Origin of the sequence: Aeromonas sp. R10-2 (assembly GCF_040908445.1) — a bacterium.
GTDB classification, from domain to species: domain Bacteria; phylum Pseudomonadota; class Gammaproteobacteria; order Enterobacterales; family Aeromonadaceae; genus Aeromonas; species Aeromonas veronii.
In genome coordinates this window covers 19,242-42,946 of the sequence record NZ_JBFODS010000080.1, presented here as the reverse complement: position 1 = coordinate 42,946, position 23,705 = coordinate 19,242, and the positions used below count along the sequence as shown (strand labels likewise).

General features: G+C 60.6%; 20 protein-coding genes. 7 read left to right on the top strand and 13 right to left on the bottom strand.

The window, feature by feature from the left end:
- Positions 1-35: 35 nt before the first annotated feature.
- Complete coding sequence (locus AB5Y97_RS15935) at positions 36-389, top strand: copper-binding protein (protein ID WP_005337791.1); 354 nt, start codon at positions 36-38, stop codon at positions 387-389.
- Between the two features lie 117 nt (positions 390-506).
- Here the strand turns inward: AB5Y97_RS15935 and AB5Y97_RS15930 are convergent, their stop codons facing one another.
- The 5 genes from AB5Y97_RS15930 to AB5Y97_RS15910 form a co-directional block, all read right to left on the bottom strand.
- On the bottom strand, positions 507-1,424 hold the full coding sequence (locus AB5Y97_RS15930; protein ID WP_201946125.1) for an iron-siderophore ABC transporter substrate-binding protein: 918 nt from the start codon (positions 1,422-1,424) through the stop codon (positions 507-509).
- Between the two features lie 84 nt (positions 1,425-1,508).
- Positions 1,509-2,312: an ABC transporter ATP-binding protein gene (locus AB5Y97_RS15925; protein ID WP_139434451.1), complete on the bottom strand. Its 804-nt coding sequence runs from the start codon at positions 2,310-2,312 to the stop codon at positions 1,509-1,511.
- Positions 2,312-3,349: an iron chelate uptake ABC transporter family permease subunit gene (locus tag AB5Y97_RS15920; protein WP_201945905.1), complete on the bottom strand. Its 1,038-nt coding sequence runs from the start codon at positions 3,347-3,349 to the stop codon at positions 2,312-2,314. The genes AB5Y97_RS15925 and AB5Y97_RS15920 overlap by 1 nt, the downstream gene beginning before the upstream one ends.
- 7 nt (positions 3,350-3,356) lie before the next feature.
- On the bottom strand, positions 3,357-4,373 hold the full coding sequence (locus AB5Y97_RS15915; RefSeq protein WP_129503647.1) for an iron ABC transporter permease: 1,017 nt from the start codon (positions 4,371-4,373) through the stop codon (positions 3,357-3,359).
- Between the two features lie 175 nt (positions 4,374-4,548).
- Positions 4,549-5,352 (bottom strand): siderophore-interacting protein, encoded by an 804-nt coding sequence (locus tag AB5Y97_RS15910; protein ID WP_201945904.1) that lies wholly within the window; start codon positions 5,350-5,352, stop codon positions 4,549-4,551.
- Positions 5,353-5,676: 324 nt separating this feature from the next.
- Between AB5Y97_RS15910 and AB5Y97_RS15905 the strand changes: the two genes are divergently transcribed.
- The gene (locus AB5Y97_RS15905; RefSeq protein WP_005361714.1) at positions 5,677-7,194 is read left to right on the top strand and encodes an HD domain-containing phosphohydrolase; all 1,518 of its coding nucleotides are present in this window, start codon (positions 5,677-5,679) and stop codon (positions 7,192-7,194) included.
- A 93-nt stretch (positions 7,195-7,287) separates the two neighbouring features.
- Here the strand turns inward: AB5Y97_RS15905 and AB5Y97_RS15900 are convergent, their stop codons facing one another.
- Together AB5Y97_RS15900 and dnaQ are read right to left on the bottom strand one after the other, a co-directional pair.
- Positions 7,288-8,553 (bottom strand): TIGR03503 family protein, encoded by a 1,266-nt coding sequence (locus AB5Y97_RS15900; protein ID WP_201948197.1) that lies wholly within the window; start codon positions 8,551-8,553, stop codon positions 7,288-7,290.
- Positions 8,550-9,284 (bottom strand): DNA polymerase III subunit epsilon, encoded by a 735-nt coding sequence (dnaQ, locus tag AB5Y97_RS15895; RefSeq protein WP_182963557.1) that lies wholly within the window; start codon positions 9,282-9,284, stop codon positions 8,550-8,552. Before dnaQ ends, AB5Y97_RS15900 begins: the two co-directional genes overlap by 4 nt.
- A gap of 79 nt (positions 9,285-9,363) precedes the next feature.
- On the opposite strand from dnaQ, the gene rnhA reads away from it, so the two are divergent.
- Positions 9,364-9,828, top strand: a complete 465-nt coding sequence (gene rnhA / locus AB5Y97_RS15890; RefSeq protein WP_021231230.1) for a ribonuclease HI — start codon at positions 9,364-9,366, stop codon at positions 9,826-9,828.
- On the opposite strand, the gene AB5Y97_RS15885 is transcribed toward rnhA, so the two are convergent.
- Positions 9,816-10,538, bottom strand: a complete 723-nt coding sequence (locus AB5Y97_RS15885; protein ID WP_368158425.1) for a methyltransferase domain-containing protein — start codon at positions 10,536-10,538, stop codon at positions 9,816-9,818. The genes rnhA and AB5Y97_RS15885 overlap by 13 nt on opposite strands.
- A 72-nt stretch (positions 10,539-10,610) precedes the next feature.
- Here AB5Y97_RS15885 and gloB point away from each other — a divergent pair, with 72 nt between their 5' ends.
- A complete protein-coding gene (gene gloB / locus AB5Y97_RS15880) occupies positions 10,611-11,375 on the top strand; it encodes a hydroxyacylglutathione hydrolase (protein WP_201948199.1) in 765 nt (254 codons plus the stop codon).
- A 70-nt stretch (positions 11,376-11,445) separates the two neighbouring features.
- Positions 11,446-12,999: a LysM peptidoglycan-binding domain-containing protein gene (locus AB5Y97_RS15875; protein ID WP_201948200.1), complete on the top strand. Its 1,554-nt coding sequence runs from the start codon at positions 11,446-11,448 to the stop codon at positions 12,997-12,999.
- A gap of 160 nt (positions 13,000-13,159) precedes the next feature.
- Here the strand turns inward: AB5Y97_RS15875 and astE are convergent, their stop codons facing one another.
- On the bottom strand, positions 13,160-14,185 hold the full coding sequence (gene astE, locus AB5Y97_RS15870; protein ID WP_201948202.1) for a succinylglutamate desuccinylase: 1,026 nt from the start codon (positions 14,183-14,185) through the stop codon (positions 13,160-13,162).
- Positions 14,186-14,479: 294 nt separating this feature from the next.
- Positions 14,480-14,689, bottom strand: coding sequence for a DUF1127 domain-containing protein (locus AB5Y97_RS15865; protein WP_201948203.1), 210 nt, complete (start codon positions 14,687-14,689; stop codon positions 14,480-14,482).
- Positions 14,690-15,214: 525 nt separating this feature from the next.
- Here AB5Y97_RS15865 and AB5Y97_RS15860 point away from each other — a divergent pair.
- Positions 15,215-16,108, top strand: coding sequence for a DNA replication terminus site-binding protein (locus AB5Y97_RS15860; protein ID WP_201948205.1), 894 nt, complete (start codon positions 15,215-15,217; stop codon positions 16,106-16,108).
- Between the two features lie 154 nt (positions 16,109-16,262).
- Here the strand turns inward: AB5Y97_RS15860 and AB5Y97_RS15855 are convergent, their stop codons facing one another.
- The 3 genes from AB5Y97_RS15855 to AB5Y97_RS15845 form a co-directional block, all read right to left on the bottom strand.
- A complete protein-coding gene (locus AB5Y97_RS15855) occupies positions 16,263-20,138 on the bottom strand; it encodes a DEAD/DEAH box helicase (protein ID WP_201948207.1) in 3,876 nt (1,291 codons plus the stop codon).
- A 433-nt stretch (positions 20,139-20,571) separates the two neighbouring features.
- Entirely contained in the window at positions 20,572-21,657 is a 1,086-nt protein-coding gene (locus tag AB5Y97_RS15850; protein WP_201948209.1) for an ATP-binding protein, read from the bottom strand.
- On the bottom strand, positions 21,654-22,382 hold the full coding sequence (locus AB5Y97_RS15845) for a response regulator (protein WP_040065122.1): 729 nt from the start codon (positions 22,380-22,382) through the stop codon (positions 21,654-21,656). Before AB5Y97_RS15845 ends, AB5Y97_RS15850 begins: the two co-directional genes overlap by 4 nt.
- Positions 22,383-22,539: 157 nt before the next feature.
- On the opposite strand from AB5Y97_RS15845, the gene AB5Y97_RS15840 reads away from it, so the two are divergent.
- Positions 22,540-23,697 carry an efflux RND transporter periplasmic adaptor subunit gene (locus tag AB5Y97_RS15840; protein ID WP_042055478.1) on the top strand — a complete coding sequence of 386 codons (1,158 nt, stop codon included), beginning with the start codon at positions 22,540-22,542 and terminating at the stop codon, positions 23,695-23,697.
- The last annotated feature ends 8 nt before the right edge of the window (positions 23,698-23,705 follow it).

Genomic DNA, 23,705 nt, shown 5'->3' with positions numbered 1-23,705 from the left:
ACGATCCATATTGACTGAACGATGAGGAAACCATCATGAACTACAAAACGCTGACCCTGACCCTGCTGCTTGGCCTTGCCACCCACACCAACCTGCAAGCCGAAGAGATGATGCACCATGAAGGGCACGATATGAGTCAGACGGGTGAGATGAGCGAACAGGCCGCAATGGTGATGACCAAGGGGGTCATTACCCGCCTCGATGAGGGAAGCGGCAAGGTCGGCATCAAGCACGAGGCGATCGAGAATCTCAAGATGCCCGCCATGACCATGGTCTTTCGAGTGGCAGATCCGGCCCAGCTCAAAGGGCTCAAGGTAGGGGATGCCATCCACTTTCATGCCGAAAGCCAGAGCGGCAAGCTCACAGTGACAGCCATCCAGCCGCAATAAATGGCTCTGGCTCGCCGAAGAGGTCACGATAGACAGTGACAACGCAAGAGGGAGGCATCAGCCTCCCTCTTCTTTGGTCAACCTGTTCATGCGGTCAACCTCTGGTGCGCATGGCACTCAGCTGCGGGTTGCCAGCAACTGCTCCACATCCTCGATCACCTTGAGGGCCGCCTGCGGGCCGCCGCTGGAGGTCCAGAGCGACCCGTCCACGGCGCCAAAGCGCTTGGCCTTGATCACCGGCAGCTGCTGGAACGCCGGGGTCTGCTCCGCCTGACGCATGGCATCCACCGCATCACCGGTGGCGCTCAGAGTACCGACCACCAGCCAGTCAGCATCCAGCAAGTTGAGGGACTCCAGACTCAGCGCCGGTGAGTGGGGCGCGCCGGTACCCTGCTGCTTGCTTGGGCGTACCAGCCCCATCGACTCCACTACGCTGCTGGCAAAGGTGCCCTGATACATAAAGCTCGGCCCCTTGGGGTTCCAGCGCACTATGCTGATGCTCTCCCCCTGATGCTTGGCCAGCTTGCTGCGGGCCTGAGTCAGCCGCTCGGCATACTGCAGCAAGAAAGTATCCCCTTGCTGGTCGCGGTTGAGGGTGTGGGCGGTGCGGCGGAAGCTATCCTGCCACGGCTCACCCCACTTGCTGGTCACCACGGTCGGCGCGATCTCCCACAGCAAGGTCAGCAGCTCGGGACGGGTCTGGCCGGTCAGGATAAGGTCGGGCTCCAGCGCAATCAGCGACTCCAGATTGGGGCTGTCGAGATCACCGATCACCTGGATACCCATGCCCGCCTTGTTCAGCAAATAGCGGGGCAAGGTGGGTTGACCACGGCCATTGACGGCGCCGATAGGGGTCAGCCCCAGGGTCAGGGTGCTGTCGAGTTCGAGCTCGCTCAGCACCACCACCCGCGTTGGCTGGACTGGCACCTGCACCTTCTGGCCAAACGCATCAGTCACTTCACGCATCTCCTGCGCCTGAACCAGCGGCGCGGCCAGCATCAGGATGGCTGCTGCCAGGGCGGCAAAACGCTTCATCATCTCACTCCTTCATCGTTGCACGGCCCGGATAATCGGCCGCGTGAATACACTCGGTGGGCCCACAGAGCAGGCCCATATGACTCAACTCGCCGAACGCAGGGTGCGGCCATGTTCGTGGCGACGGGGCACGATAATGGGCGCCCCGTCGCCGGGGGCATGCAGAATGTCGACACTGGTCTGGTAGAGCCGGTCGATTAGATCCTTGGTCACCACCTCCCGGGCCGGGCCCATGGCAGCAATGGTCCCCTCGCCGATGGCGATCAACTCGTCACAGTAGCGGGCCGCCATCGCCAGATCGTGGATCACCAGCAGCACGGTTTTGCCTTCGGCAGTGATGCGGTGGATTGCCTCCATCACCTCGGTCTGGTGACCGATATCGAGGGCACTGGTGGGCTCGTCGAGCAGCACCATGTCGCTGTCCTGCGCCAGGATCATCGCCAGCCACGCCCGCTGTGCCTGCCCGCCGGAGAGGGACGCGGCGCTCTGCTGCCAGATGCTTTCAAGCTGCATCCGCTCGCAGGCGCTGCGCACCATGCGGGCATCCTCCTCGCCCCACTGATTGAACCAGCCCTGATGGGGGTGGCGGCCATACTGCACCAGCTGCTCCACCAGAATGCCGGCAGGCAGGGTTGGCCGCTGGGGCAGGTAGGCGAGCTCCCGCGCCAACCCCTTCATGGGGTAGCTGGCAAGCGGCTTGCCTTTGAGCAGGATCTCGCCGCGTTGGGCTTTCATCTGGCCGGATAGCAGCTTGAGCAGGGTCGATTTGCCGCAGCCGTTGGGGCCGACGATCCCCACCAGCTTGCCTCTCGGCACGCTGAAAGAGATGTCCCGCAAAATGGGGGTCTGCTGATAGGCGAAGTGGAGGCGATTTACGGTGAGCGTCATCAGTCAGCCCTCTGGCGATCGTTAACGAGAAGAAACAGCAGCAACAGGCCGCCGAGAATGCGGGTCATGATACCGGTCGCCACCTCGTGAGGGCTGGCCAGCACCCGGACCAAGGTATCGCTGGCAAGCAGCAGCAAGGCGCCGCTGAGTGCCGCCAGCCAGAGCGGCACCACTCGGTCTTTCACCAGCCAGGAGGCAAGAATGGGGGCTGCCATGGCGATAAAGACCACGGGGCCGCCGATGGCGGTGCCGAGCGCCGCCACCAGAATGGCCTGGGCCAGAATGCCCAGTTGTACCCGATCGCCGTTGACGCCAAGCCCTCTGGCCATCTCGGGACCAAAGCGCAGCACCGCCAGCTCGCGGGAGAGATAGACGATCCACGGGCAGAGCAACAGCAACAGAATGGCGATGGGGGTGATGGTGCTGTAACCCACGGCGATAAAGCTGCCCATATTCCACAGATAGAGGGAGCTCAGGTGCAGCAGGGCCTGAGTGGACATCACAAACTGGCCGAGCGCCTCGAACAGCTCGGAGAGGCCGATGCCGATCACCACGAACAGATAGCCCTGCTCACCCGGTTTGCGGCAGAGGGCATAGAGCACCAGCGCCGCGAAGATAGCGCCGATGGGGGCAGCCCACCAGGGCCAGCTGCCTACCGTCAGGTAGAGGGAGAAGACGATGATGGCCAGAGAGGCGCCGTTGTTGACTCCCACCATATCGGGTGTGGCCAGCCGGTTTCGAACCAAAGTCTGCACCAGACAGCCGGAGAGCCCCATGGCCGCCCCCGCCACCACGACCCCAAGGATGCGCGGCAGCCGGATCTTGAACAGGGTGAGCTGCTCAAGCCGCGTCCCCTCCCCCAACAGGGTGTTGACCACCCCGGCAAAGCCGAGTTTGCCGCCGCCAACACTCAAGGCCAGCAGAGCCAACGCCAGCAGCGCCACGGCAAGCAGAGCCAGCCAGCGCCCGCTTGGCAGATGGATCAGCAAAGAGCGGTTGCCGGCCCGCAGGCAGAGCATATCGGTAGGTGTACGCATCAGCCCCTCACTTGACGGTCAGCAGGGTACGAAAGCCCCCGCGATGAACGATGGCGATCAGCACAGGCGCACCGATCAGGGCCAGAATGACGCCGTTTGGCAGCTCGAACGGCTGGATCAGCCAGCGCGCCAGAATGTCGGCCAACAGCAGAAACAGCATGCCGAACAGAGCGGAGAAACAGACCTGCACCGACAGCTTTACCGGTTCCACCAGTCGGCCACAGTAGGCAGCCAGAAAGCCGACAAAGCCGATGGGGCCGGCGATGGCGATGGCACTGGCGGTAAACAGGGTGGCGGCCAACAGCACGCCAATTCGCACCCGGTTTGGGCGGATCCCCAGCGCCTGGGCCTGACTGTCCCCCATCTGCATCAGGGTCAGCTGGCGACAGAGCAGCAAGGTGATGACAAACGCCGCCAGCACGAAGGGCAGCACGGCGATGATGGCATCGAGATTGGCCGCCGACAGGGAGCCGAGGTTCCAGAAGCGGTACTGCTCCAGCACCATCTTGTTGGAGAGCAGCAAAAAGCTGGAGAGACCGCCGAAGGTGGCGGAGAGCGCCACCCCGACCAGAATCAGCTTGAGGGGGTTGGAGCGGCCAATCATCATGCCGAGCCCCAGCACAATCACGTTGCCCAGCAGCGCGCCGAGTCCGGCCCAGAGCAGATAGCCGTAGGCGGACTCCACCCCGAACCAGGTAAGCCCCACCACCAGCGCAAAGACGGCCCCGGCGTTGACCCCTAGCAGACCGGGCTCCGCCAGCGGATTGCGGGTCGCGCTCTGCAACAAGGAGGCAGCCAGAGATAAAGAGGCGCCGACCACCATGGCGCAGAGGGTGCGCGGCAGTCGCAAGGTATTGAGCACCATGGCGAGCTTCTCGTCGCCAGCCCAGCGGGCATCCCCCATCAGGTAGCCGAGCACCTCGCGGGCACCATAAACACCCGCACCGGTGGCGAGCGAGAGAGAAAGCAGTATGAACAGGAGGAATAATCCCAGCCAGAACAGAGGGGTCTGGTACTTAACCACCCTTTACGACTCCTTGCGTTGGGTCTGACAACATGCAGCCAAACCGACGTGAAAACAGGGCGCTCTTGTGTCAACGGAAATAAAAACGCCGCCCGGACGAATACCCGGACGGCGCAATACTAAATGCAAATCATTTTTATTTGCAAGGGTGAATCAGGTATTCTTTCGCATCCGCTTAATTATCCATCACATCGTGACGGGTCTGATGATAGGCCTCTTCACTCTTGCCCCGGCGCCAGTACGGCACGGCGTAGAGCGACTGGCGATCCACCTCGAGCACAGACCGAAAATGGCGGCGCAGCGGCAGCACCAGCGCCTCTTCCCCACCCAGCCAGAAGAAGCCACCATCGCGCACCAGCGGCAGAGCAATCACATGCTCCAGCAGGCCACTGGACTCGGGCTCGCCGACAAACCAGTGACAGCGCACCCCGACCGGCAGCGTCAACGGCTGAGCATCGGCCTGATCCGGCACCAGAATCGCAATTTCCCCTCTGGCCTCGGCAGGCATCACCTCACACATCGCCATGATGGCGGGCAAGGCGGTGAGATCCCCTACCAGACAGTAGTGATCGGCCGGTTGCAGCATGGGGTTGGGACCACCCGGCCCGGAGAGGATCACCTTCTCTCCCGGCTTGGCATGGGTAGCAAAGGCGCTGGCGGGCCCGCCGTCACCGTGCAGCACGAAGTCGATATCAATTTCCTGCTCATCACGGCGAAACGCGCGGATGGTGTAGGTGCGGATCACCGGCTTGTCAGCCGGGTCATTCCAGCGCGGGCCGCTCGGGGTCATGGCAGGCAGCACCGGCTCTACCTGATGGGGCTGGGCCAGCATCACCTTGATATGGGCCCCACCGCAGGTGAAGGGATAGTCAGCCAGTTCGCTGCCACCAAAGGTGATACGACGCAAATGGGGGGTGATCTGGGTAATGGCTTTGACAGTCAGCAGACGGGGACGATTGGGAGGCAGAGATGGGGACACGATGGGGCTCCTCGTTGAGTGTGTCGCCCATGCTACACACAAATAGGAATCACTATCAAATAAGAATATCTCTCGTCTAATAGCTACAAGCTGGATTCAAACATCCCCAACCACTCGCGTCCACACCCCAATCCAGACATAGGCTTTATGCACGCTAGCTCCATGATTGGGCAAAGAAAGCAGCCGGACAACGCCACCGTTACAAAGGGTTCCATTTGCTTATTTCGACCATAGTTTTTCGAGATCAAATTTTATTTCCCAATAAGTTTCCTATCCTTAGTGAAGCAGTTAATGTAAGCACAGGATGCCAAACAGGATTGTATGATGGATGACCAGATCCTGATTATTGATGATGACGATCTCTCCCTCCCCGACGCACAGCAAGCGGGCTGGAAGGTGATGATTGTTGACGATGAGCCTGAAGTGCATCGCATCACCAAAATCACCTTGAACAAATTCGAGTTTGACAATCGCCCCATCGATTTTCTGCATGCCTATTCCGCGGCACAGGCCAAAGAGTTGCTGGCCACCACCCCGGACGTTGCTCTGTTGCTGCTGGACGTGGTGATGGAGGTCGACCACGCCGGCCTCGATGTCGTCAAATACGTCCGTGAAGATCTGCAAAACAAGATGGTACGCATCGTGTTGCGTACCGGCCAACCCGGCCAAGCGCCGGAAGATGACGTGGTCACCAACTACGACATCAACGACTACAAGGATAAAACCGAGCTCACCTCCCAGAAGCTGCGCACCCTGCTGCGGGCCAGCCTGCGATCCTATCGGGATATCCGCACCCTGGAGAGTAACCGTCAGGGGCTGGAAAAAGTCATCGAAGCCTCCAAGGGGATCTTTGAGAAACGGGCCCTGCGCCAGTTTGTCGAAGGCGCCCAGGAGCAGCTCAGCGCCCTGCTCCATCTGGGGGAAACCCAGATATACGACGTCAAGCAATACGCCTATGAGGTGAAGGATCAAGTATTGGAGCCCCTGCTCCCCGGCCATCCCGCCATGCTCCTCACGGACGCGCCGGAGATCCTGCGCCAGGCTATGAGCAAGCGCAGCAATGTCTATAACGCCACCCAGATGGTGCTCTACTGCCAGAATCCGCGCCACCACCTGCTGTTCCACATCGAGACCACCCGCCAGCTCAGCCAGATCGATACCAGTCTGCTGACCCTGTTTACCGAAAACATCATAGTGGCGCTGGAGAATATCCGGCTCAATGAGGTTATCGCCGACAACCAGCGGGAGATCATCTATCGCATCGGCGAACTGGTCGAAACCCGTTCCAAAGAGTCAGGACTGCACGTCAAACGAGTCGCGCTCTATACCGAGCAATTCTGCCACCTGATGGGCATGAGCGAAGAGCAGAGCGAGCTGGTGAAACGTGCCTCGCCGCTCCATGACATTGGCAAGGTGGGAATTCCCGATGCCATCTTGCACAAGCCGGGCAAGTTGACACCGGAAGAGTGGGAGATCATGAAAACCCACGCCCAGCTCGGGCAGGATATGCTCTCCGGCAGCGATCTGGCGCTGTTTCAGATTGGTGCCACCATCGCTGGCAATCACCATGAGAAGTGGAATGGCAGTGGCTATCCCCGCGGTTTGAAGGGGGCCGATATTCCGCTGGAGGGGCGAATTGTGGCGCTGGCTGACGTGTTCGATGCCCTGGGTTCGGATCGCTGCTACAAGAAGGCGTGGCCGCTGGACAAGGTGCTGGCCCTGATTGAAGAGGAGAAGGGGCAGCATTTCGACCCCCAGCTGGTCGAGCTGATGATGGCCAATCTGGACAAGTTCCTCGAGATCCGCGAGCAGAACAAGGATGTCTATATCGGCGAACACTGATAGCCAGTTTGTTCTGTTTATGAACTCAAAAAAACCGCCCTGCTTATCAGGGCGGTTTTTTATCTCTGGCATCACGCCACTTCAGTACGAGGGTTACTGCTCTGGCAGATTGAGATCCAGCTTGGCAGCAGGTTGTCCAGCTTGCTGATTCTCGGCCTGCGCAGCGGCCAGAGCACGCTTCAGGGCACGCCGTTTTTGTATCACCACAAACCCGACCCCACCCAATACCGCCAGCAGCACACCACCACCCGCCAATGCCCAGATCAGCCAGCCCATTTCCTCCTCTGCCGGAGCTTCATGGGTCGCCTCGGCACTGGAGGCCGGTGCGGCGGCCGACACCACCTCTACAGGAGGCGGCGGTGGCGGGAATACATTGAAGGTTTTCACCGGCAACTCGATTTTCAGCTCACGGCCGAGGCGAGTGGTGCCATAGAGGGTTGCTTTCACCTCATGCTGACCGACCTCCTTGATGTTGGAGAGATCGATATCAAGCTTGGGGTCGCTGGCTGTCTCGCTGAACTCGTAGAGGCCGCCCACATTGCTGGTCACACTCCCCTTGACCACCACGGAGGCGGGATCCAGCTCATCACGGTCGATTAGCAGTGAGAGCTTGGCTCCCAGCTCTTCCGAAGGCGGCGACAAGTTATAGCTGAACGGATAGGGGTAAAGCAGCACATCCTGATAACGGGCACGGACAAACACCTGATTGCCCGTGCTGAACATGGCGCGGTACTTGCCACCGGGAATATCCTGCAGCGTCACTTCCGCCGTCATGATGCCATCACCCGGCACTTCGTCGAGCCCCTTGCCATCATCGCGATAGTGGCCAAGTACTTGATCCAGCACGACCTCTTTCTTATCGGCATCGCTGAACGATTGCAGCTTGACGGTCATGCCAAGGTCAGAGAGATAGTATTTATCTTTCGGCGGCTGACCATTGATCAGCAACCACGCCTTGAGCTTGACCACCTCCCCCTGATAGAGCTGCATCGGCAGGGCGGCGATATCGAGCCGGATATCGGAGAGAATGCGCACCCGGTTGTCGGGATCCACCTCGCCAATCGCCTGCCAGGGGCCCGGCATGGGATTGCGCAGGGTAATGAGATCGTGCTCCGGCAACGCCAGCCAACCCACATCTGCGGGTTTGACCTTGCCCACGTAAAGCTTGCTGCCATCGGGGCGAACCAGGATCACGGACGGGGTGCCCGGCTTGCGCTTGATAATGAAGGTGATCTCCTTCACGCCGTAATCGATGCGAAAGCGGTTATCCAGCAGCGGAATATCGGAAGGGGCAAATACCTCGGTCGCCGCCGCCCCCAGCGAGAGCAACAACAGCAGACCGGCACACCACTTGCTCATTGCCGCCACAGACAACTTCCTCCCTTTTTCTGTACCAGATCCAGTCTCGCCTCGTGCAGGGCCTGAACCTCGGCACTGGCACGCACCACCCTGAGGGCGGGTCGGTTGCTCTCCAACCGGCGAATGCTGGTGTCCTGATTGCTTTCGTTTTCGTTGCTCTCGGTAGCCAGATTGAGTTTGGTCTGGCCGCCGGTCATCAGCAGGTAGACGTCCGCCAGGATCTCCGCATCGAGCAGAGCCCCGTGCAGGGTACGGTGGGAGTTGTCGATACCGTAACGATCGCACAGCACATCCAGGTTGTTGCGCTTGCCGGGGAAGAGATCCCGCGCCATCGCCAGGGTATCTGTGATGGTGCAGATATCCGCCGTCTTGAAGTTGAGTCCGAGCTTGCTGAACTCGTAGTCCATGAAGCTCACGTCAAACGGTGCGTTGTGAGCGATCAGTTCGGCGCCGCGGATGAAGTCGAGGAATTCGTCGGCAATCTGGCTGAACGACGGTTTGTCACGCAGGAACTCGTCGGTAATACCGTGCACCTGGATCGCTTCCGGGTCGACCAGACGATCAGGCTTGATATAGACGTGATAGTGGTTACCGGTCAGCTTGCGGTTGATCACCTCCACACAGCCGATTTCGATAATGCGGTGCCCCAGATAGACAGGGCCACCCGCCGTATTCATACCTGTGGTTTCAGTATCCAGAATGATCTGGCGATTCAGTTGGGGTGTGTTCATGATCCAATCTATGTCAAACTTCGGCTTTAATTACTTGCTAGTTTACCCCAAGCCTCATGTTAAAACAGATTGATTGCTCATGTTAAAACAGATTGATGTCTATACCGACGGCTCCTGCCTCGGCAATCCGGGCCCGGGTGGTTACGGGGCCGTCATGGTCTACGGCAAGCACCGCAAAGAGATTTCCGCCGGATTCAGGTTGACCACCAATAACCGGATGGAGCTGATGGCCGCCATCATGGGGCTGCGCACCCTCAACGAGCCCTGCAAGGTGCGCCTCACCACCGACAGCCAGTATGTCCGCCAGGGGATCACCCAGTGGATCATCGGCTGGAAGAAGAAAGGGTGGATGACCGCCAACCGGCAACCGGTCAAAAACGTCGATCTCTGGAAGGAGCTGGATGCGGAAGTGGGTCGCCACCAGATTGAGTGGCTCTGGGTGAAGGGTCACTCCGGCCACCCGGAGAACGAACGGTGCGACGAGCTGGCCAGAGAGGCCGCCTGCGGCAAGGATCTGGCCGAGGATACCGGCTACCAGCCCTGACGGGCCATTCCCGGTGTGGCGAGGGACTTTGGCAGTTGCCAGCGCCGCCGCACCGGGATCAGTGGAAAGCGCCGTTTACGGGCCGCAATCACGTATACCGATGCAAATGTCCTGCAATAATCCCGCCCGATACTCTCTCGCCACCAACTGTGCCAGCTCTGTTTTCCCATAAACGAATAACCAAAGCGCTCGTCGAACATCACCTCGCATCCCAGCAGATGCAGCCAGTCCGTCACCCGCCCCGGGGTGAACATCCGTGCCGACCAGGGCATTCTGCGCCGCAAGAACGGCACACAGTGACCGATCCCGACCAGACTCATGGGGTTATAGCCACTGATTATCAGCCAGCCATCGTCGGTCAACACTCTTTCGGCTTCGCGCAACACTTGGTGGGGATCGGCGGAGAAATCAAGGCAGTGAGCCAGCAGGCAGGCATCGACGCTGCCGGTCCGCACCGGCAGATCGAGGGGGTCGCCATACATGTCGAGCAGCCGCCCGCTGGGGGCGACACCGATCTGGTGACGAATGGAGGAGCGTTTGCAGGAGAGTTCAGCGCTCAGAGCGCCAATTTTCAGCAGATGATACCCAAACAGATTGGGACACCAGTTGTCGAGCCGATCCTGGATCTCGGCCGCCACCCAGTCCCCCATAGGCAATGCAGACCAGCTGGTCGGGATCTCGATTTGTTGTTCGGTACGTGCCACCTGCATAATAGGGCTCAACTCGGGGTTTCGAACGCCATCCTGTTATATAAGATACCCTCCCTAAAGAGAAGCAGACTCATGTATCCAGTGATCACAGTTCCAGCCTTTAATGACAACTACATCTGGTTGATCCGCCACGAAAATCACTGTCTGGTGGTCGATCCTGGCGATGCCGCCCCCGTGCTGGAGCGGCTCGAGGCATTGGGGCTGGTGCTCGATGCCATCCTGCTGACCCATCACCATCACGACCATGTCGGGGGCGTCACCGACCTGCTTGCCCACTTCCCCCACGCCCGGCTCTATGGCCCCAAACTTGACCCGATGCCGGATCACCACGGTCAGTGGCTGGAAGATGGCGATCAGATCAACTGGCACGGCCTCGCTCTCGAGGTGATCCATGTGCCCGGGCACACTCGCGGCCACATCGCCTACCACGGCAACGGCATGCTCTTTTGTGGCGATACCCTCTTCTCGGCCGGTTGTGGCCGCCTGTTTGAAGGGACGCCGGAGCAGATGTACCACTCGCTGCAACGGCTCGCCGCCCTGCCCGATGAGACACTCATTTATTGTGCCCACGAGTACACCCTCTCCAACCTGCGTTTTGCCTATGCGGTCGAGCCGGACAACCCGGCGATCCGCCGCCAGATCGGGCTGATCAGCAAACTGCGGCAACAAGGGCTGCCAAGCCTGCCAACCCGGCTGGGTGACGAACGCACTTTCAACATTTTTCTGCGCTGCGAACAGGATTCAGTGAAATTTTCTGCTGAAAAGCATGAGCTAAAATGCGTGGAAAATCCGGTAGATACCTTCACCATCCTGCGTCAGTGGAAGGACGTTTTTTGAACAAACCTTGATCAGGGGGCCATTGCCCCTTATGATGCGAGCTGTTTTTCCTAAAAATGACCGGAACGAGATGAAGGTACGAACGGCCTTATTGGCAGTGCTGTTGCTCAGCGGCTGCCAAAACCTGAGCCATCAGGATGACCGGGCGCTAACGGCAATCGAGCCGATCAAGTCCCCCCAGGTCAAGAAAAAAGCGCATAAAAAACACTCTTCCCATTTCCTGTTTGGCGATGAACAGCTGGACGAAATGGAAGATACGGACAATCTGTGGGTGCGTATCAGCGATGATATGCAACTGGAAACTCCGGACAATCCGCGCATCCGCCAGCAACGTGAGTGGCTGTTGCGCAATGATAAGCATCTGGCGACCATTGCCAGCCGGGCTGAACCCTACCTCTATCTGATGGTAGAGGAGATTGAACGGCGTGAGCTGCCAATGGAGCTTATTACTGTCCCGATGATCGAGAGCATGTTTGATCCTCATGCCCGATCCCGCAGCAATGCCGTCGGACTCTGGCAGTTTGTGCCAGCGACAGGCAGAAACTTCGGTCTGCGCCACGACAACTGGTATGACGGACGGCGCGATGTGCTGGCCTCCACCAATGCGGCGCTCGATTATCTGGAGTACCTGAACCGCTTCTTTGACGGTGACTGGCTGCAGACGCTGGCCGCCTACAATGCCGGTGAAGGACGGGTGCGCAACGCCATCCAGCGTAATCAGCGCGCAGGCAAGCCGACCGACTACTGGTCGCTCGATCTGCCGCGCGAAACCCGGATGTATGTGCCCAAGATCCTCGCCATGGCTGACATGATCAGCAATGCGGACAAGTACAATATCCAGTTGCCGGTGCTCGCCAACGAGCCGAAGCTGCGAGTGGTGGAGACCGGCAGCCAGATCGATCTGAACGTGGCCGCCCAACTGGCAGGTCTGCGCACGTCACAGCTCAAGGAGGTCAATCCGGCCCTGAGCCGTGGCGTGATGTCGCCCCGTGGCCCTTACCGCCTGCTGGTACCGGTAGAATATGCCGATACCCTGGAGCTGGCACTGGCCGACCTGCCCAAGAGCGAACGTATTCGTACCCGCTCCTATCAGGTCACCAGTGGCGATACCCTGTCGCGCATCGCCCAGAATCATGGCGTCAGCGTGAACGAGCTGAAGCTGGCCAACAATCTGCGCAGCAACAACCTGCGTCGCGGTCAGCAACTGGTGATCCCGACCCACGGTCAGGTCAGCAGCAAGGTCAGCTCCGCCAGCAAACCGCAGCAGCTGGCAAGCCGTGGCAGCAGCCAGAAGGCCAAGGTCAGTTACAAGGTGCGCTCGGGTGACAACCTGTGGAGCATCAGCCAGGCGCACGGCGTCTCCCACGAAGAGCTCGCCAGGTGGAATGGTCTGAATGCCAAGTCGGCGCTCAAGCCAGGCATGAAGCTGGTGGTCTATCCCAAGCAAGGGAAGAAGAGCGACAAATCGATGGTGTATCAGGTTCGCCGTGGCGACTCCATCTCCTCCATCGCGGCTCGCTTCCAGGTGGCTATCAACGATGTGATGCGCTGGAACCAGCTGGATAAAGGGGATTACCTCAAGCCCGGTCAGGAGCTGACCCTGTTTGTGAAGAACAACAGCTAAGCCTCACCGCTTGAACCCGATAAAGAACGGGGCCAGTCATCTGACTGGCCCCGTTCTTTATTACTGCGGCTAACCGCTGCTGTGTCTGAGCCACCGACTAAAACAATGGCTTGGCGCCACCTGCGGATGCATCACCGCTCTGCAGGCAAAACTATCACCGCTATTCCCAGAGCCTTGTCGGCACCACCATCAGCACGGTGCGCTGACCGATCGCCACATTGGCATTGGGGAAGACCACCGCCTCACGTGGCTTCTCGACTGTGTAACGCAGCTCACCATCCTCGGCCAGCACGAACCCTTGGGGGAATTCGGTGAAGTTGTCCACATCGCTGGCGAACAGGAAGCGAAAGTCCGCCGATTTCTTGGTGATCACCCGATCGATGGCAAACAGGGTGAAATCATCCGCCCGCCACGGCTCCAGCGCCACCTCATCCTGAGTGATCAGCTCCTGCAGCGCTTGGCGGGTTTCGATAAAGCGGGTCATATCGTTCTCGCCAAACGGGCGCACCTTGCCCAACTCCACCGTAAAGGCGTGGGCACCATGCTGGCGGGAACTGTAGTAGCTGAAGGTCGTGGTCGGGCTGGCGGAGAGCAGTATGGTACGCACCCCGCAAGCGCCGAGGAACTGCACCTGCTCGCGGCAGTGAGGCCGCTCGTGGGGGAAGGGGTAGACGGCAAACTTCTCGTGGCGCGAACCGCGAATGGCGGTGTGCAGGTCGTAGTGGTAACGGGGACGAGCCGGATCGGCAAAGAAGCGGCTCACATACTGCTCGAGGCGCATGGCGCGGATCCGCTCCCGATTGCAGAGCCCCTCCCCCTTGCTGTGTGCTCCGGAGAAGAGCCGGTTCATGTTCTCCTCCACCTCCCGCAGCCCCAGATTCATCGCCGCCGGATTGCCAAACAGGAACAGCACCCGATGGCGGGCGCTCAGCTCGCCTGAGAGCAGACGGCTCAGCAGCTGGTTGCAAATCTCGATGGGGGCAGTCTCGTTGCCGTGGATGCCGCAGGAGAGGACGATATCCTTGCGTCCTCCCGGCTGGTCGCCCGCGCCACTGGCAGGCTCCAGACAGAGCACGCCCGTATCCCAGACGCAGACCCGCGCACCATCGGGCAGGGCAAATTCAAAGGGCTCAAGCTGCCACTCATGGCTGCGGGTCAAGGCCAAAAAATCGTGCTGGGGAATCATCCGTCTCACCCTCTTTCGCTGGAACACTATGGCCGGATTATACGCAAGGCATCGCTGCTTAAAATCGTTTTTTAAACAAATTCAAACATTAACGATACAAGTATGATAACAATCGAACGACGACAGCAATGACGGTAGCGATGTGGAATAAAGAGGAGAGGAAAAAGGATCAACAAATAACAGGGGGAAAACGGGGGAGGATAAAACAGACAATGACAGACCTGGCGGCCGGGCGCCACAGGGGCAGAACAGCAAACGACTCAGCAGAAAAACAAGGCATCCATGCCCGGCAGATCAACCACGCCAGAACGGCTTGGTGGTCTCTTGATAACGGTCAGCTTCGTTCAGGCCGATGTCTTTGAGCAGGTACTCGGGCAGCTCGGAGAGCTGGCGACGGCTGCGGCTGCGCTCCAGCCAGGTCAGAACGGTCATTTTAACGCGAGCAACCAGATTCAATTGGCTGGAATGCTGGTAACCGGTTTCGATATAAGTCAAGTTGGCCATGATGTGGCTCCTCTGAATATTTGTTTACGCACTGGGCTTTATTTGATGCGCAAAGCTTAGTCAGGGAGTCAGACCGACTCAATTGACGAATTTTGATACGTTACATTAGTAAATCTAATGTCTAAAAACGGCAGAATTTAATTTTAACGCTTTGATTTTAAACAAATAATTATTTCAACGGTTGGCCAGCAGAGTCGCACAGCATATTGTGCTGCATGGCACCCATCTATATATGCATTTTACTGCTTTACATATGCAGGGGTGGACAAGGTGTGAACAGCTGGCAACAGCGGAGTTACACATGATTGTTAATTTGATGATCTTGTGGCGATCTTTATTTAACACCCTGAAACATAAATAGAACCATCACCACATCCCCATTCAGAGGCGCACATTGCCCCCTCCTCAAAGTGCCTCTTGGCACTCCAATCGCATGCTGGTATGTTTATTTATACAGTAGTTTTGCTCCCCGCAGCGATGTCATACCTGATCTCGTCAACAGCGGGTCAGACCACAGGATCATCGATGGATACCTTTACCCCGACCGCCGCCCTGCGTCAACAGATGGCCGCCATTGAAGCCTCTCTCAACCAGCTGGCCGATCTGCTTGGCCAGCTCGAGCTGCAGGAGGCCCATGTCTATCCCCTCCCCCCGGTGGCGCAGGGGGAAGAACACGACCCGATCGAGCAAATTGAGGTGGGCTATCTCAACGGTGAAGCCGCGCTGGCGGCCACCCTCGCCGCCTATCGGGACCACAGCGCCCGTCCCGGTTGTTCCACCAAGGCGACTCATCGGCTGCCCGGCTGGTTGCGCTTTCCTGCCGCCGCAGCCCCTTTGCTGCAACCGCTGATCGACCAAATCAACCAGCACAAGCTCGATTTCAAGGCGCTGGTGCAGCAGGCGGGGGGACGGGACGAGAAGTTCGAGCTGGTACATACCGCCCTGCCCGGGGTGATCACCCTGCAGGTCTACCGCAAACTGACCCTGTTGGCGGGGGAGCTGCAATCCCTCGGCTTTACCTGGGCCGACAAGCAGACCATCAATCGCCTCAGTCGCGAGCAGGTGCTTGAGATGCTGGAGCGCAGCCGCCGCTATATACCGGCCCTCTCCAACAACGAGGAGTGGAGCAAGATGGTGGATCAGGAGGTGTACGACATTCGCCGTCTGCCCGCCGATGCCGAGCTGCGGATCCGCCGCCCGGTCAAGACCCACCCGATGGTCAACCTGCTCTGGTTGGAGCGCACCCCGCGCAAGCAGCAGATCAAGGCGAGCCTGCCGCTCTTGCTCTGCTCGGATACCCCGCCTGCGGTCACTCATCTGGGCAACTATCCCCCCAAGAGCCGGCAGGCGCGGCGGGATCGCAAGATTGGCGGCGAACCCATCATCGAGCGGCTGCACCTCTATCTCTATCAGGGGTGACTGGATCAGGGATAGCTGGTTCAGGGATAACTGCGCCGCCTTGCCGCGATAAACGAGTATCCCGCATCTGCGTCCCAAACGAGAAAAGGGAGAACATCTCTGGATGTTCTCCCTTTTCTGTATCGATAGACGGTGTGTAAGGCGGCGTCGCCAATCAGCCCATCAGCAGGGCCCGCAGGCTCTCCACATCCAGCCCGCGCACCTCGGACTGGCCGCTCAGCAGGCCATCAGCCAGCGCCCGCTTCTCGTCGTGCAGGGCGACAATCTTCTCCTCCACCGTCTGCTCGCACACCAGCCGGTAAACGGTCACCGGCTGGGTCTGGCCCATGCGGTGGGCCCGATCGCTCGCCTGATCTTCCACCGCCGGGTTCCACCAGGGATCGAGGTGCAGCACGGTATCGGCCTGGGTGAGGTTGAGGCCGGTCCCCCCTGCCTTGAGGCTGATGAGGAACAGCGGCACCTCCTCGTGGCGAAAACGCAGGATGGAGTCCTGACGGGACTTGGCGGAGCAGCCCCCATCCAGATAGCAGTAATCCCAGGATTTCTGCTCGATGCGGGCCCGCAAAAGACTCAGTAGATCGACAAACTGGCTGAACACCAGCACCCGATGACCACCGTCGATCGCCTCTTCCAGCAGGGCCATCGCCTCATCCAGCTTGCTGCTGGTTTGCGACCACTCGGGCATCACCAGCTCCGGTGAGCAGCAGAGACGGCGCAGCCGAGTCAGGCCGCTCAGCACATGCATCAGGGCGCGGCCATCGGCGCTTTGCACCTGTTGCACCACTTCCCGCCGGGTCGCCTCGTAGAGCTGACGCTCCTCGGGGGAGAGGCTGATGTGGTGGATGATCTCGGTCTTGTCCGGCAGCTCGGTCAGCACCTGCTGCTTGAGACGGCGCAGGATGAAGGGGCTGATCACCGCCCGCAGCAGCGCCATGTGCTGGGGATCCTTGACCGCCTTGCCAAAGCGACGCTTAAACTCGCCAAGGCTGCCGAGCAGCCCCGGGTTGATAAAGGTGAAGAGGCTCCACAGCTCCCCCAGATGGTTCTCGATGGGGGTGCCGGAGAGGGCGAGGCGAAAATCGCCGTCGAGCTGGAACAACAGCTTGGCGCGCTGGGTGCCGGCGTTTTTGATCTGCTGCGCCTCATCAAGCACCATGGAGGACCAGCGGCGGGACTTGAGCGCCTCCGCCAGGCTGCCGAGCATGCCGTAGTTGATGAGGATCACCTGACCGGCCTTGGCCTCGCGAATAATCCCCTCCCGCTCGGCCGGATTCTCGAACACCACCACATCAAGCTCGGGGGCGAAACGGGCCACCTCCTCCTGCCAGTTGGTGACCACTGACTTGGGCACCACCACCAGCGCAGGGCCAAGGTGCTGGCGCATCCGCAGCACGATAAGCGCCTGCAGCGTCTTGCCCAGACCCATGTCATCGGCCAGACAGGCACCAAAACCGTGATGGGCCAGGGTCGCCATCCAGCGCACCCCCTCTTTCTGATAGTCCCGCAGGGAGGTGAGCAGTTCGTCCGGGCAATCAACCTCCTGCTGCCACTCCTGCTGCAGGGATTGCCACGCTGCATCCCCTTCGGTGGTAATGACCGAGAGCAGACGAGTGAGCGGATAGGCCAGCTTGTTGTTGATGCGCTGCTCTTCATCGAGCATGGCCCCCAGCATGGTGAGCCGCTCCACCAGCTTGTCGCTCAGCATCAGGCTGGTCTTCTCGTCGAGCTGAACGGTACGCTGCCCCGGGGTCATCTGGCGCAGAATAAGGCGCAGATCGAGGATCTGGTGCTCATCGAGGGCCAGTGCCCCTTCGACCTGGAACCAGTCCTGCCGCCGCTCGATACGCAGGCTCAGGGCCGCTTCATCAAGGCTCTTGAGGCGGGCGCTGTCCTGATGCCAGTGAATGACCACACCGGCGTCCACCAGCTCGGGCAGGGCATTGACCAGCGCCAGCGCCTGTTCCCCCTGCAGCAGCCACTCGCTGCCGGGCAGGCCGATGGGCAATTGATTGCGCAGTAGCTGGGCCTGCCCCTTCTCGGCCGCGAGATCCCGCTGCCAGTAGTGATACGCCTTGATCCCCTGCCGCACGATCGCCTCCCCTTTGCCAAGGGGCTGGGGCGGCAGATCCTCAAAGCGGGTCACCAGCTTGACCGACAGCTGACCATCCTGCCAATCCAGTTGCACCGAAGGAATGCCCGGCCAGGGAGCCAGTTCGGCGTTGCCGCTAAGCCCCGCAACCTGACTGTGCCAGGGCAGCTCGGGAATGGCGTCCAGGGTGCGTTGCAGCTCGGCCAGCCCCTCGGCGGGCAGCAGCGGGATTGATTCGAGCGCTGGCAAGCGGTCGAGCAGCGGCTGCGGGGTGAGGATGAGCTGCCACAAATCCTGCGCCAGCGGCATGATATGGGCCCCGCGGGCGGCCGCATCGGGGCAGAGCTGCGCGCTCATCCCCTGTTCGGTGGCCACCACCTGCAGCAGGGGGGCACTGATGGCCAGTTGCAGCTTCTGCCCCTTGGCGTTGAACAAACGGGGGTGATCGGCCAGCGGCGCCCAGACATCCCGCGGCAGTCGTCCCATCACCCGTGGCAGGGTGCGAACCAGTGCCCAGTCGTGCTCATCGAGCATGGCTGCATACTGGGTAGAGAGCAGGGCCGGATCGACCCGGCGACCGGCGGTCCACTCCCCCTTGGTACTCAGCTTCTGGATCTTGCACTCCAGCTCGGGGCCGTCAGCATGGAGCAGCCAAACCAACCGCTCCTGCGGCTTGCGCACGCCACTCGAGCGTCCCAGCCCCTGCAACCAGTTGAGCCAGCTGGCAGAGGCCGCGGTTTTATCCTCGTCCCCGTCATCATCCTGCTCATCACTGCCCTCTTGCGTACTCTCCTCACTGCCGCGCAGTTGGCACAAGGGCGCCCCTTTGGCCGCCTCGCCCAACAAGATGCGCAGCAGATCCTGACAAAACGCCATCAGGCGATGATGGGGCTCGGCATCGAGCAGATGGGAGAGATCCCACTTGTGCAACATGGCCACCTGCGGGCTTTGGGCACCGTGACGGGCCAGCGCACAGAGATCGAGCCAGAGATAGCCCCAGTGGAGCTCCTCCACTGGCAGTTGCAGGGTATCGAACAGGCCGACCGCCTGACCGTGGCGATCACCCGCCCACTGGCTGAGCAGATCGGCAAGCAGGGGGAACTGGCCAGTCAGGCTGCGCTGCCACTTCTTGCGCTGTTCGCTGGCGATGACGGGATCGGCCTGCTGCAACCAGCCAAGCCAGAGCAGGGCGCTGAATGAACGGGGCCACTGGCCCGCCTCACCCTCATCGGTTGCCTGCCACTGGCCCAGCGCGGTGAGCAGCCGCTCGCCAAGCGGGCCGCTCTGGCTCTGCTGGGCCAGCGCCTGCAGGGCTGGCCAGCCGGGGGCGGCATCCTTGTCCTCGCCGGTTGGCGATGTGCTCTCGCCATCCCCGCAGAGCCAGCGCCACTCCGCCTCGAACGCTTTGGCCCGGGCCTGTACCTCGGGGGCGCAGCGCACCAGCGCATTGGCCAACGGCCAGCGCTCTTCATAGGGGGCATCAAGCAAGAGTTGCAGCGAGAAGTGCTCCAGCAACATTTGCTGCCAGGCGGGGCTGGAGCCCGCCAGCAACTGGTGAGCGTCCGGGGTATCGAGCAGGGTCAGCAGATCGCTGGCCGAGAAATAGGTGGGGATCTCCCCCGCCTTGCCGCGGCAGAGCTCGCGCACCACCGCATGGGTGAGATCCTGCCCGGTCAATGAGGGCACCCGGCTCCAGTCCGGCGCCGGGCAGAGACCGGCACGCACCCCCAGGATCAGCGCCAGCGTCCCCTCGGCGGTCAGGCTCCACTGCTGCTCCCCGCGCAATCTGACCAGCCCCGCATCCTGCAATCGGGTCAGTTTATCGATCAGGGCATGGCCTATCGCCAGTTGTTCTTGCAGCAAACGGGTACTGGCAACGCGCTGCAATTGCAGGGTGGCGAGCAGGGCATAACTATCCGAAGAGAGGGTGGACGCAGACATCAAGACTCACGGGCAAGTGCAAAAGCGGAATTTTAACGGTAAAGCGCCAGCGGCTCGACCCTTTACCGTGAAATAACTCAAAAAAAAACGGCCATCCATGATGACCGTCGAAAGTAACGAAGGAAATAGCCGGATCATCCGGTTACCTCCCACAGCGGGAAAATCGGGAGCGCTAGCCCCTAATTCGTGGAGCCAATGCTAGAGGTTGGCGCCCGAAAAAGCTTTGAAGCGGATCACAGTTGAAAAGGATTTCTGAAAACGGTTTCAATTTTTGACGGCTAAAAACCATGATTTCGCGCCAAATGAACCATGTCCAAACCCCTCCTGCTCACCCGGCACAAGCGGTAGAAAACCCTATAACGGTCGCTTGTCGAACGCCCCTGTGCGGGCAGCTGTCAGCTGTATAGCTTCATCAGAACCTGCCGCCCGCAGGTTAGGTTTCAGGGCAACCGGACATGGCCGAGATGGGCCAGGAGAGCACGAATCGGCTCCCTCCCCGTCCGGTAGATTGGCAAACCGCACTGCCGCCGTGGGCCTCTGCAATCGCCTTGACCACGGCGAGCCCAAGTCCGCTACCGCCGCTCTTGCGCGAGCGTGACGGATCTCCCCGACGAAACGCATCGAAGATACAGGCGGCGATCTCCTCGCTGATGCCTGGCCCCCCATCTTCCACACTCAGGACGCACACACTCTCCGAGCGATACAGCCGCACGGTCAGCAGGCCCGGCAGCGCGTGCTTCTGGGCATTTTCCAACAGCGCCATCAGGGCCTGACGGATACGAAACAGATCGCAGCAGACATGAAGTTCGCTATCGAGCTCCCGCTGCAACACAAATCCGCTCGCCGCCAGAGGGCTGGCAAACGCCTCAAGCACCACGGCAAGCTCGTCGGCCAGCCTAACCTCGGTCCGCTGCAACTCCAGATGGCCGCTGTCGTTGAGGCTCAATACCCGCAAGTCCTCGATCAGGTGATTGAGCCCCTCCACCTGACGCAGCAACCCCTCGAAGAGTTCGCTACTGGGAGGAAATACCCCTTCGGCCAGCCCCTGCAAGCGGCCGCGCAAAATGGTCACCGGAGTGCGCAATTCGTGGGCAATGGCGGCATTCCAGAACTCCCGCTCGCGGGTCATGCTCTGCAGCCGCTCGGCCATGGTATTGAAGTCGCGCACCAGCTGCGCCGTCTCCCCGATCGCCTGCTCATCCTCCGGCACACGGGCATCGAGTTTGCCCTCGGCCACCTCGCGCAGGCTGGTTGCCACCGAGTTGAGGGGAGTCAGGATGCGGCGAGAGAGGCGCACCGCCACGTACAGCGCCATCCCCAATGCAATGAGAATGGTGGAGCCGATCCAGATCATCTCGACTCTGGAGGGCACCCAGGTCTCGGAGATGCTGCCCGGCACAAACGCCACGGCGATGCCATAAAACACATAGGTGCCGATCACCGCGAGGGAGATGATACCAAGCGTCATCAAGCCCAGAGAGCGGATGATCTGCCTGCGAAGGCCGGGCGCCGATTTCATGCATCGCCCCCGAAGCGATAGCCTACGCCCCAGACACTGGCGGGGACCCCCTGAATGCCGTGTGTCTCCAGTTTTTTGCGCAACTTGCTGATGTGGCTATCCACAGTGCGCTCCTGGGTATCCCCCTCCGGCAAGCAGTGAGTCAGCAGTTCGGCGCGACTGAACACCCGTTTCGGCGCCCGCATCAAAGAGGCGAGCAACTTGAACTCGGTCAGGGTCAGCTCCAGCACCTGCTGCTGGTCATCGCGGAAAATGCTGGCCTCGTGGCTCTCCAGATCGATCTGAAACTGGCCGACCCGCAACACGTTCGCCGTGGCAGGCTTTACGGCTCGGGTGCGCCTGAGCACGGCCTGCACTCGCGCCACCACTTCGGCCGGATTGAAGGGTTTGACCACATAGTCATCCGCCCCCATGCGCAGCCCCATCAGCTTGTCGAGATCCTGATCGAGGGCGGTCAGCATGATCACCGGCGTATCGCCGCGCGCCCGGATCTCGCTGAGCACCTGCCAGCCATCCAGTTGCGGCATCTGCACATCCAGCAGCAGGAGATCGGGTTTGAATGCCTGATGCATGGCCAGCGCTTCACGGCCATCGGCGGCGTGCAGGGAGCGCAAGCCATGACGTTGCAGGTAAGCGGCGAGGATGTCGGCGATCTCGGCTTCATCCTCTGCAATCAGTACCAGTGACTGGCCCGCCGGGCTGGCGGAAGCATTGAGATGGGACATAGTCGGACTCGAAAAAAGGTGGCGTTGAACTTTATCATCGCCTCCATGGATTCTCCACAAAGCCTCGAATCATTCGCAATAGCCCCTCGCCATAATGGCCGCTCGATGCACTCTCCGGTCACATCACACCGGAGAGACGGTTTAACGAGGTGAGTGGATGATGTTTGTCAAACAGCGGTATGCGGGCGCCCTGCTCGCCGTCATTGCCGCATTCGGGTTGGCGGGTTGCGATGTCGCGCCGCAAGAGCAGGAGGCACCCGCCCTTCCTCAGGTATCGGTGCTGACTCTGACTGGTCGGGAGCTGGTCATCAGCGAGGATCTGCCCGCCCGGGTGGCGGCACTGCGCAGCGCCGACATTCGCGCCCAGATTAGCGGCATCGTACAGCGCCGCCTGTTCGAGCAGGGCGCCGAGATCAGCACAGGCACAGTGCTGTTCCAGATAAACCCGGCCCCCTTCAAGGCCGATGTCGACAGCGCCGCCGCCGCATTGCAACGGGCCGAGGCCGTGCTGGCTCGCGCCCGCATCCAGATTGAGCGCCTGCAGCCGCTGCTGCGCACCGACGCCATCAGCCGCCAGACCTATGACGATGCGGTCTCCCAGCGGGATCAGGCGGCTGCCGATGTAGCCCAGGCCAAGGCGACTCTGGCCCGGCACCAGCTGAACCTGCAATTTGCCAGCGTGGAGGCCCCCATCGCCGGGCGCATCGATCAGGCGCTGGTGAGTGAAGGGGCCCTGGTGTCGCCCACCGATGCCACCCCCATGGCCCGGATCCAGCAGATTGATCAGGTCTACGTCGATGTGCGCCAACCGGCCTCGGTGCTGGAATCCCTGCGCCAGCAAGCTGGCTCAACGGCACCGGAACTGGCGGTAGAGATCCTCGGTAGCAATGGCACACCGCTGGGAATGCAGGGGCGCATCCTCTTCTCCGGCATCGAGGTCGATGCCGGGACCGGCGACGTGCTGCTGCGGGTGCTGGTGGATAACCCTGAGCGGCGGCTGTTGCCCGGCCTCTATGTGCAGGCGCGCATCCCCCGTGCCCGCTATGCCAACGCCCTGACCGTGCCCCAGCAGGCGGTAGTTCGCACATCGGGTCAGACCAGCGTGTGGGTGTTGGATGGCCAGGGGCAGGCACAGCTGGTTCCGGTTAATACCGCAGAACTGGTGAATGGCCAGTACCGCATCGCGTCCGGGCTCAGTGCCGGGCAACAGGTGGTGATCGAAGGGATCGACCGTCTGACCCCGGGGGTTCAGGTCACAGCTTCCCCCTGGCAACCACCCGCTGTCAGCCAACCGGCTGACGGTGGCATTCGCTGAATCGGAGA

What these genes read in the sequence shown, in the direction of transcription:
- AB5Y97_RS15855 (WP_201948207.1), bottom strand. Translation starts at nt 20,138, where the DNA reads ATGTCTGCGTCCACCCTCTCTTCGGATAGTTATGCCCTGCTCGCCACC.
- AB5Y97_RS15875 (WP_201948200.1), top strand. Translation starts at nt 11,446, where the DNA reads ATGAAGGTACGAACGGCCTTATTGGCAGTGCTGTTGCTCAGCGGCTGC.
- rnhA (WP_021231230.1), top strand. Translation starts at nt 9,364, where the DNA reads ATGTTAAAACAGATTGATGTCTATACCGACGGCTCCTGCCTCGGCAAT.
- AB5Y97_RS15925 (WP_139434451.1), bottom strand. Translation starts at nt 2,312, where the DNA reads ATGACGCTCACCGTAAATCGCCTCCACTTCGCCTATCAGCAGACCCCC.
- AB5Y97_RS15865 (WP_201948203.1), bottom strand. Translation starts at nt 14,689, where the DNA reads ATGGCCAACTTGACTTATATCGAAACCGGTTACCAGCATTCCAGCCAA.
- astE (WP_201948202.1), bottom strand. Translation starts at nt 14,185, where the DNA reads ATGATTCCCCAGCACGATTTTTTGGCCTTGACCCGCAGCCATGAGTGG.
- AB5Y97_RS15850 (WP_201948209.1), bottom strand. Translation starts at nt 21,657, where the DNA reads ATGAAATCGGCGCCCGGCCTTCGCAGGCAGATCATCCGCTCTCTGGGC.
- dnaQ (WP_182963557.1), bottom strand. Translation starts at nt 9,284, where the DNA reads ATGAACACACCCCAACTGAATCGCCAGATCATTCTGGATACTGAAACC.
- AB5Y97_RS15920 (WP_201945905.1), bottom strand. Translation starts at nt 3,349, where the DNA reads ATGCGTACACCTACCGATATGCTCTGCCTGCGGGCCGGCAACCGCTCT.
- AB5Y97_RS15905 (WP_005361714.1), top strand. Translation starts at nt 5,677, where the DNA reads ATGGATGACCAGATCCTGATTATTGATGATGACGATCTCTCCCTCCCC.
- AB5Y97_RS15885 (WP_368158425.1), bottom strand. Translation starts at nt 10,538, where the DNA reads ATGCAGGTGGCACGTACCGAACAACAAATCGAGATCCCGACCAGCTGG.
- AB5Y97_RS15935 (WP_005337791.1), top strand. Translation starts at nt 36, where the DNA reads ATGAACTACAAAACGCTGACCCTGACCCTGCTGCTTGGCCTTGCCACC.
- gloB (WP_201948199.1), top strand. Translation starts at nt 10,611, where the DNA reads ATGTATCCAGTGATCACAGTTCCAGCCTTTAATGACAACTACATCTGG.
- AB5Y97_RS15840 (WP_042055478.1), top strand. Translation starts at nt 22,540, where the DNA reads ATGATGTTTGTCAAACAGCGGTATGCGGGCGCCCTGCTCGCCGTCATT.
- AB5Y97_RS15900 (WP_201948197.1), bottom strand. Translation starts at nt 8,553, where the DNA reads ATGAGCAAGTGGTGTGCCGGTCTGCTGTTGTTGCTCTCGCTGGGGGCG.
- AB5Y97_RS15845 (WP_040065122.1), bottom strand. Translation starts at nt 22,382, where the DNA reads ATGTCCCATCTCAATGCTTCCGCCAGCCCGGCGGGCCAGTCACTGGTA.
- AB5Y97_RS15860 (WP_201948205.1), top strand. Translation starts at nt 15,215, where the DNA reads ATGGATACCTTTACCCCGACCGCCGCCCTGCGTCAACAGATGGCCGCC.
- AB5Y97_RS15930 (WP_201946125.1), bottom strand. Translation starts at nt 1,424, where the DNA reads ATGAAGCGTTTTGCCGCCCTGGCAGCAGCCATCCTGATGCTGGCCGCG.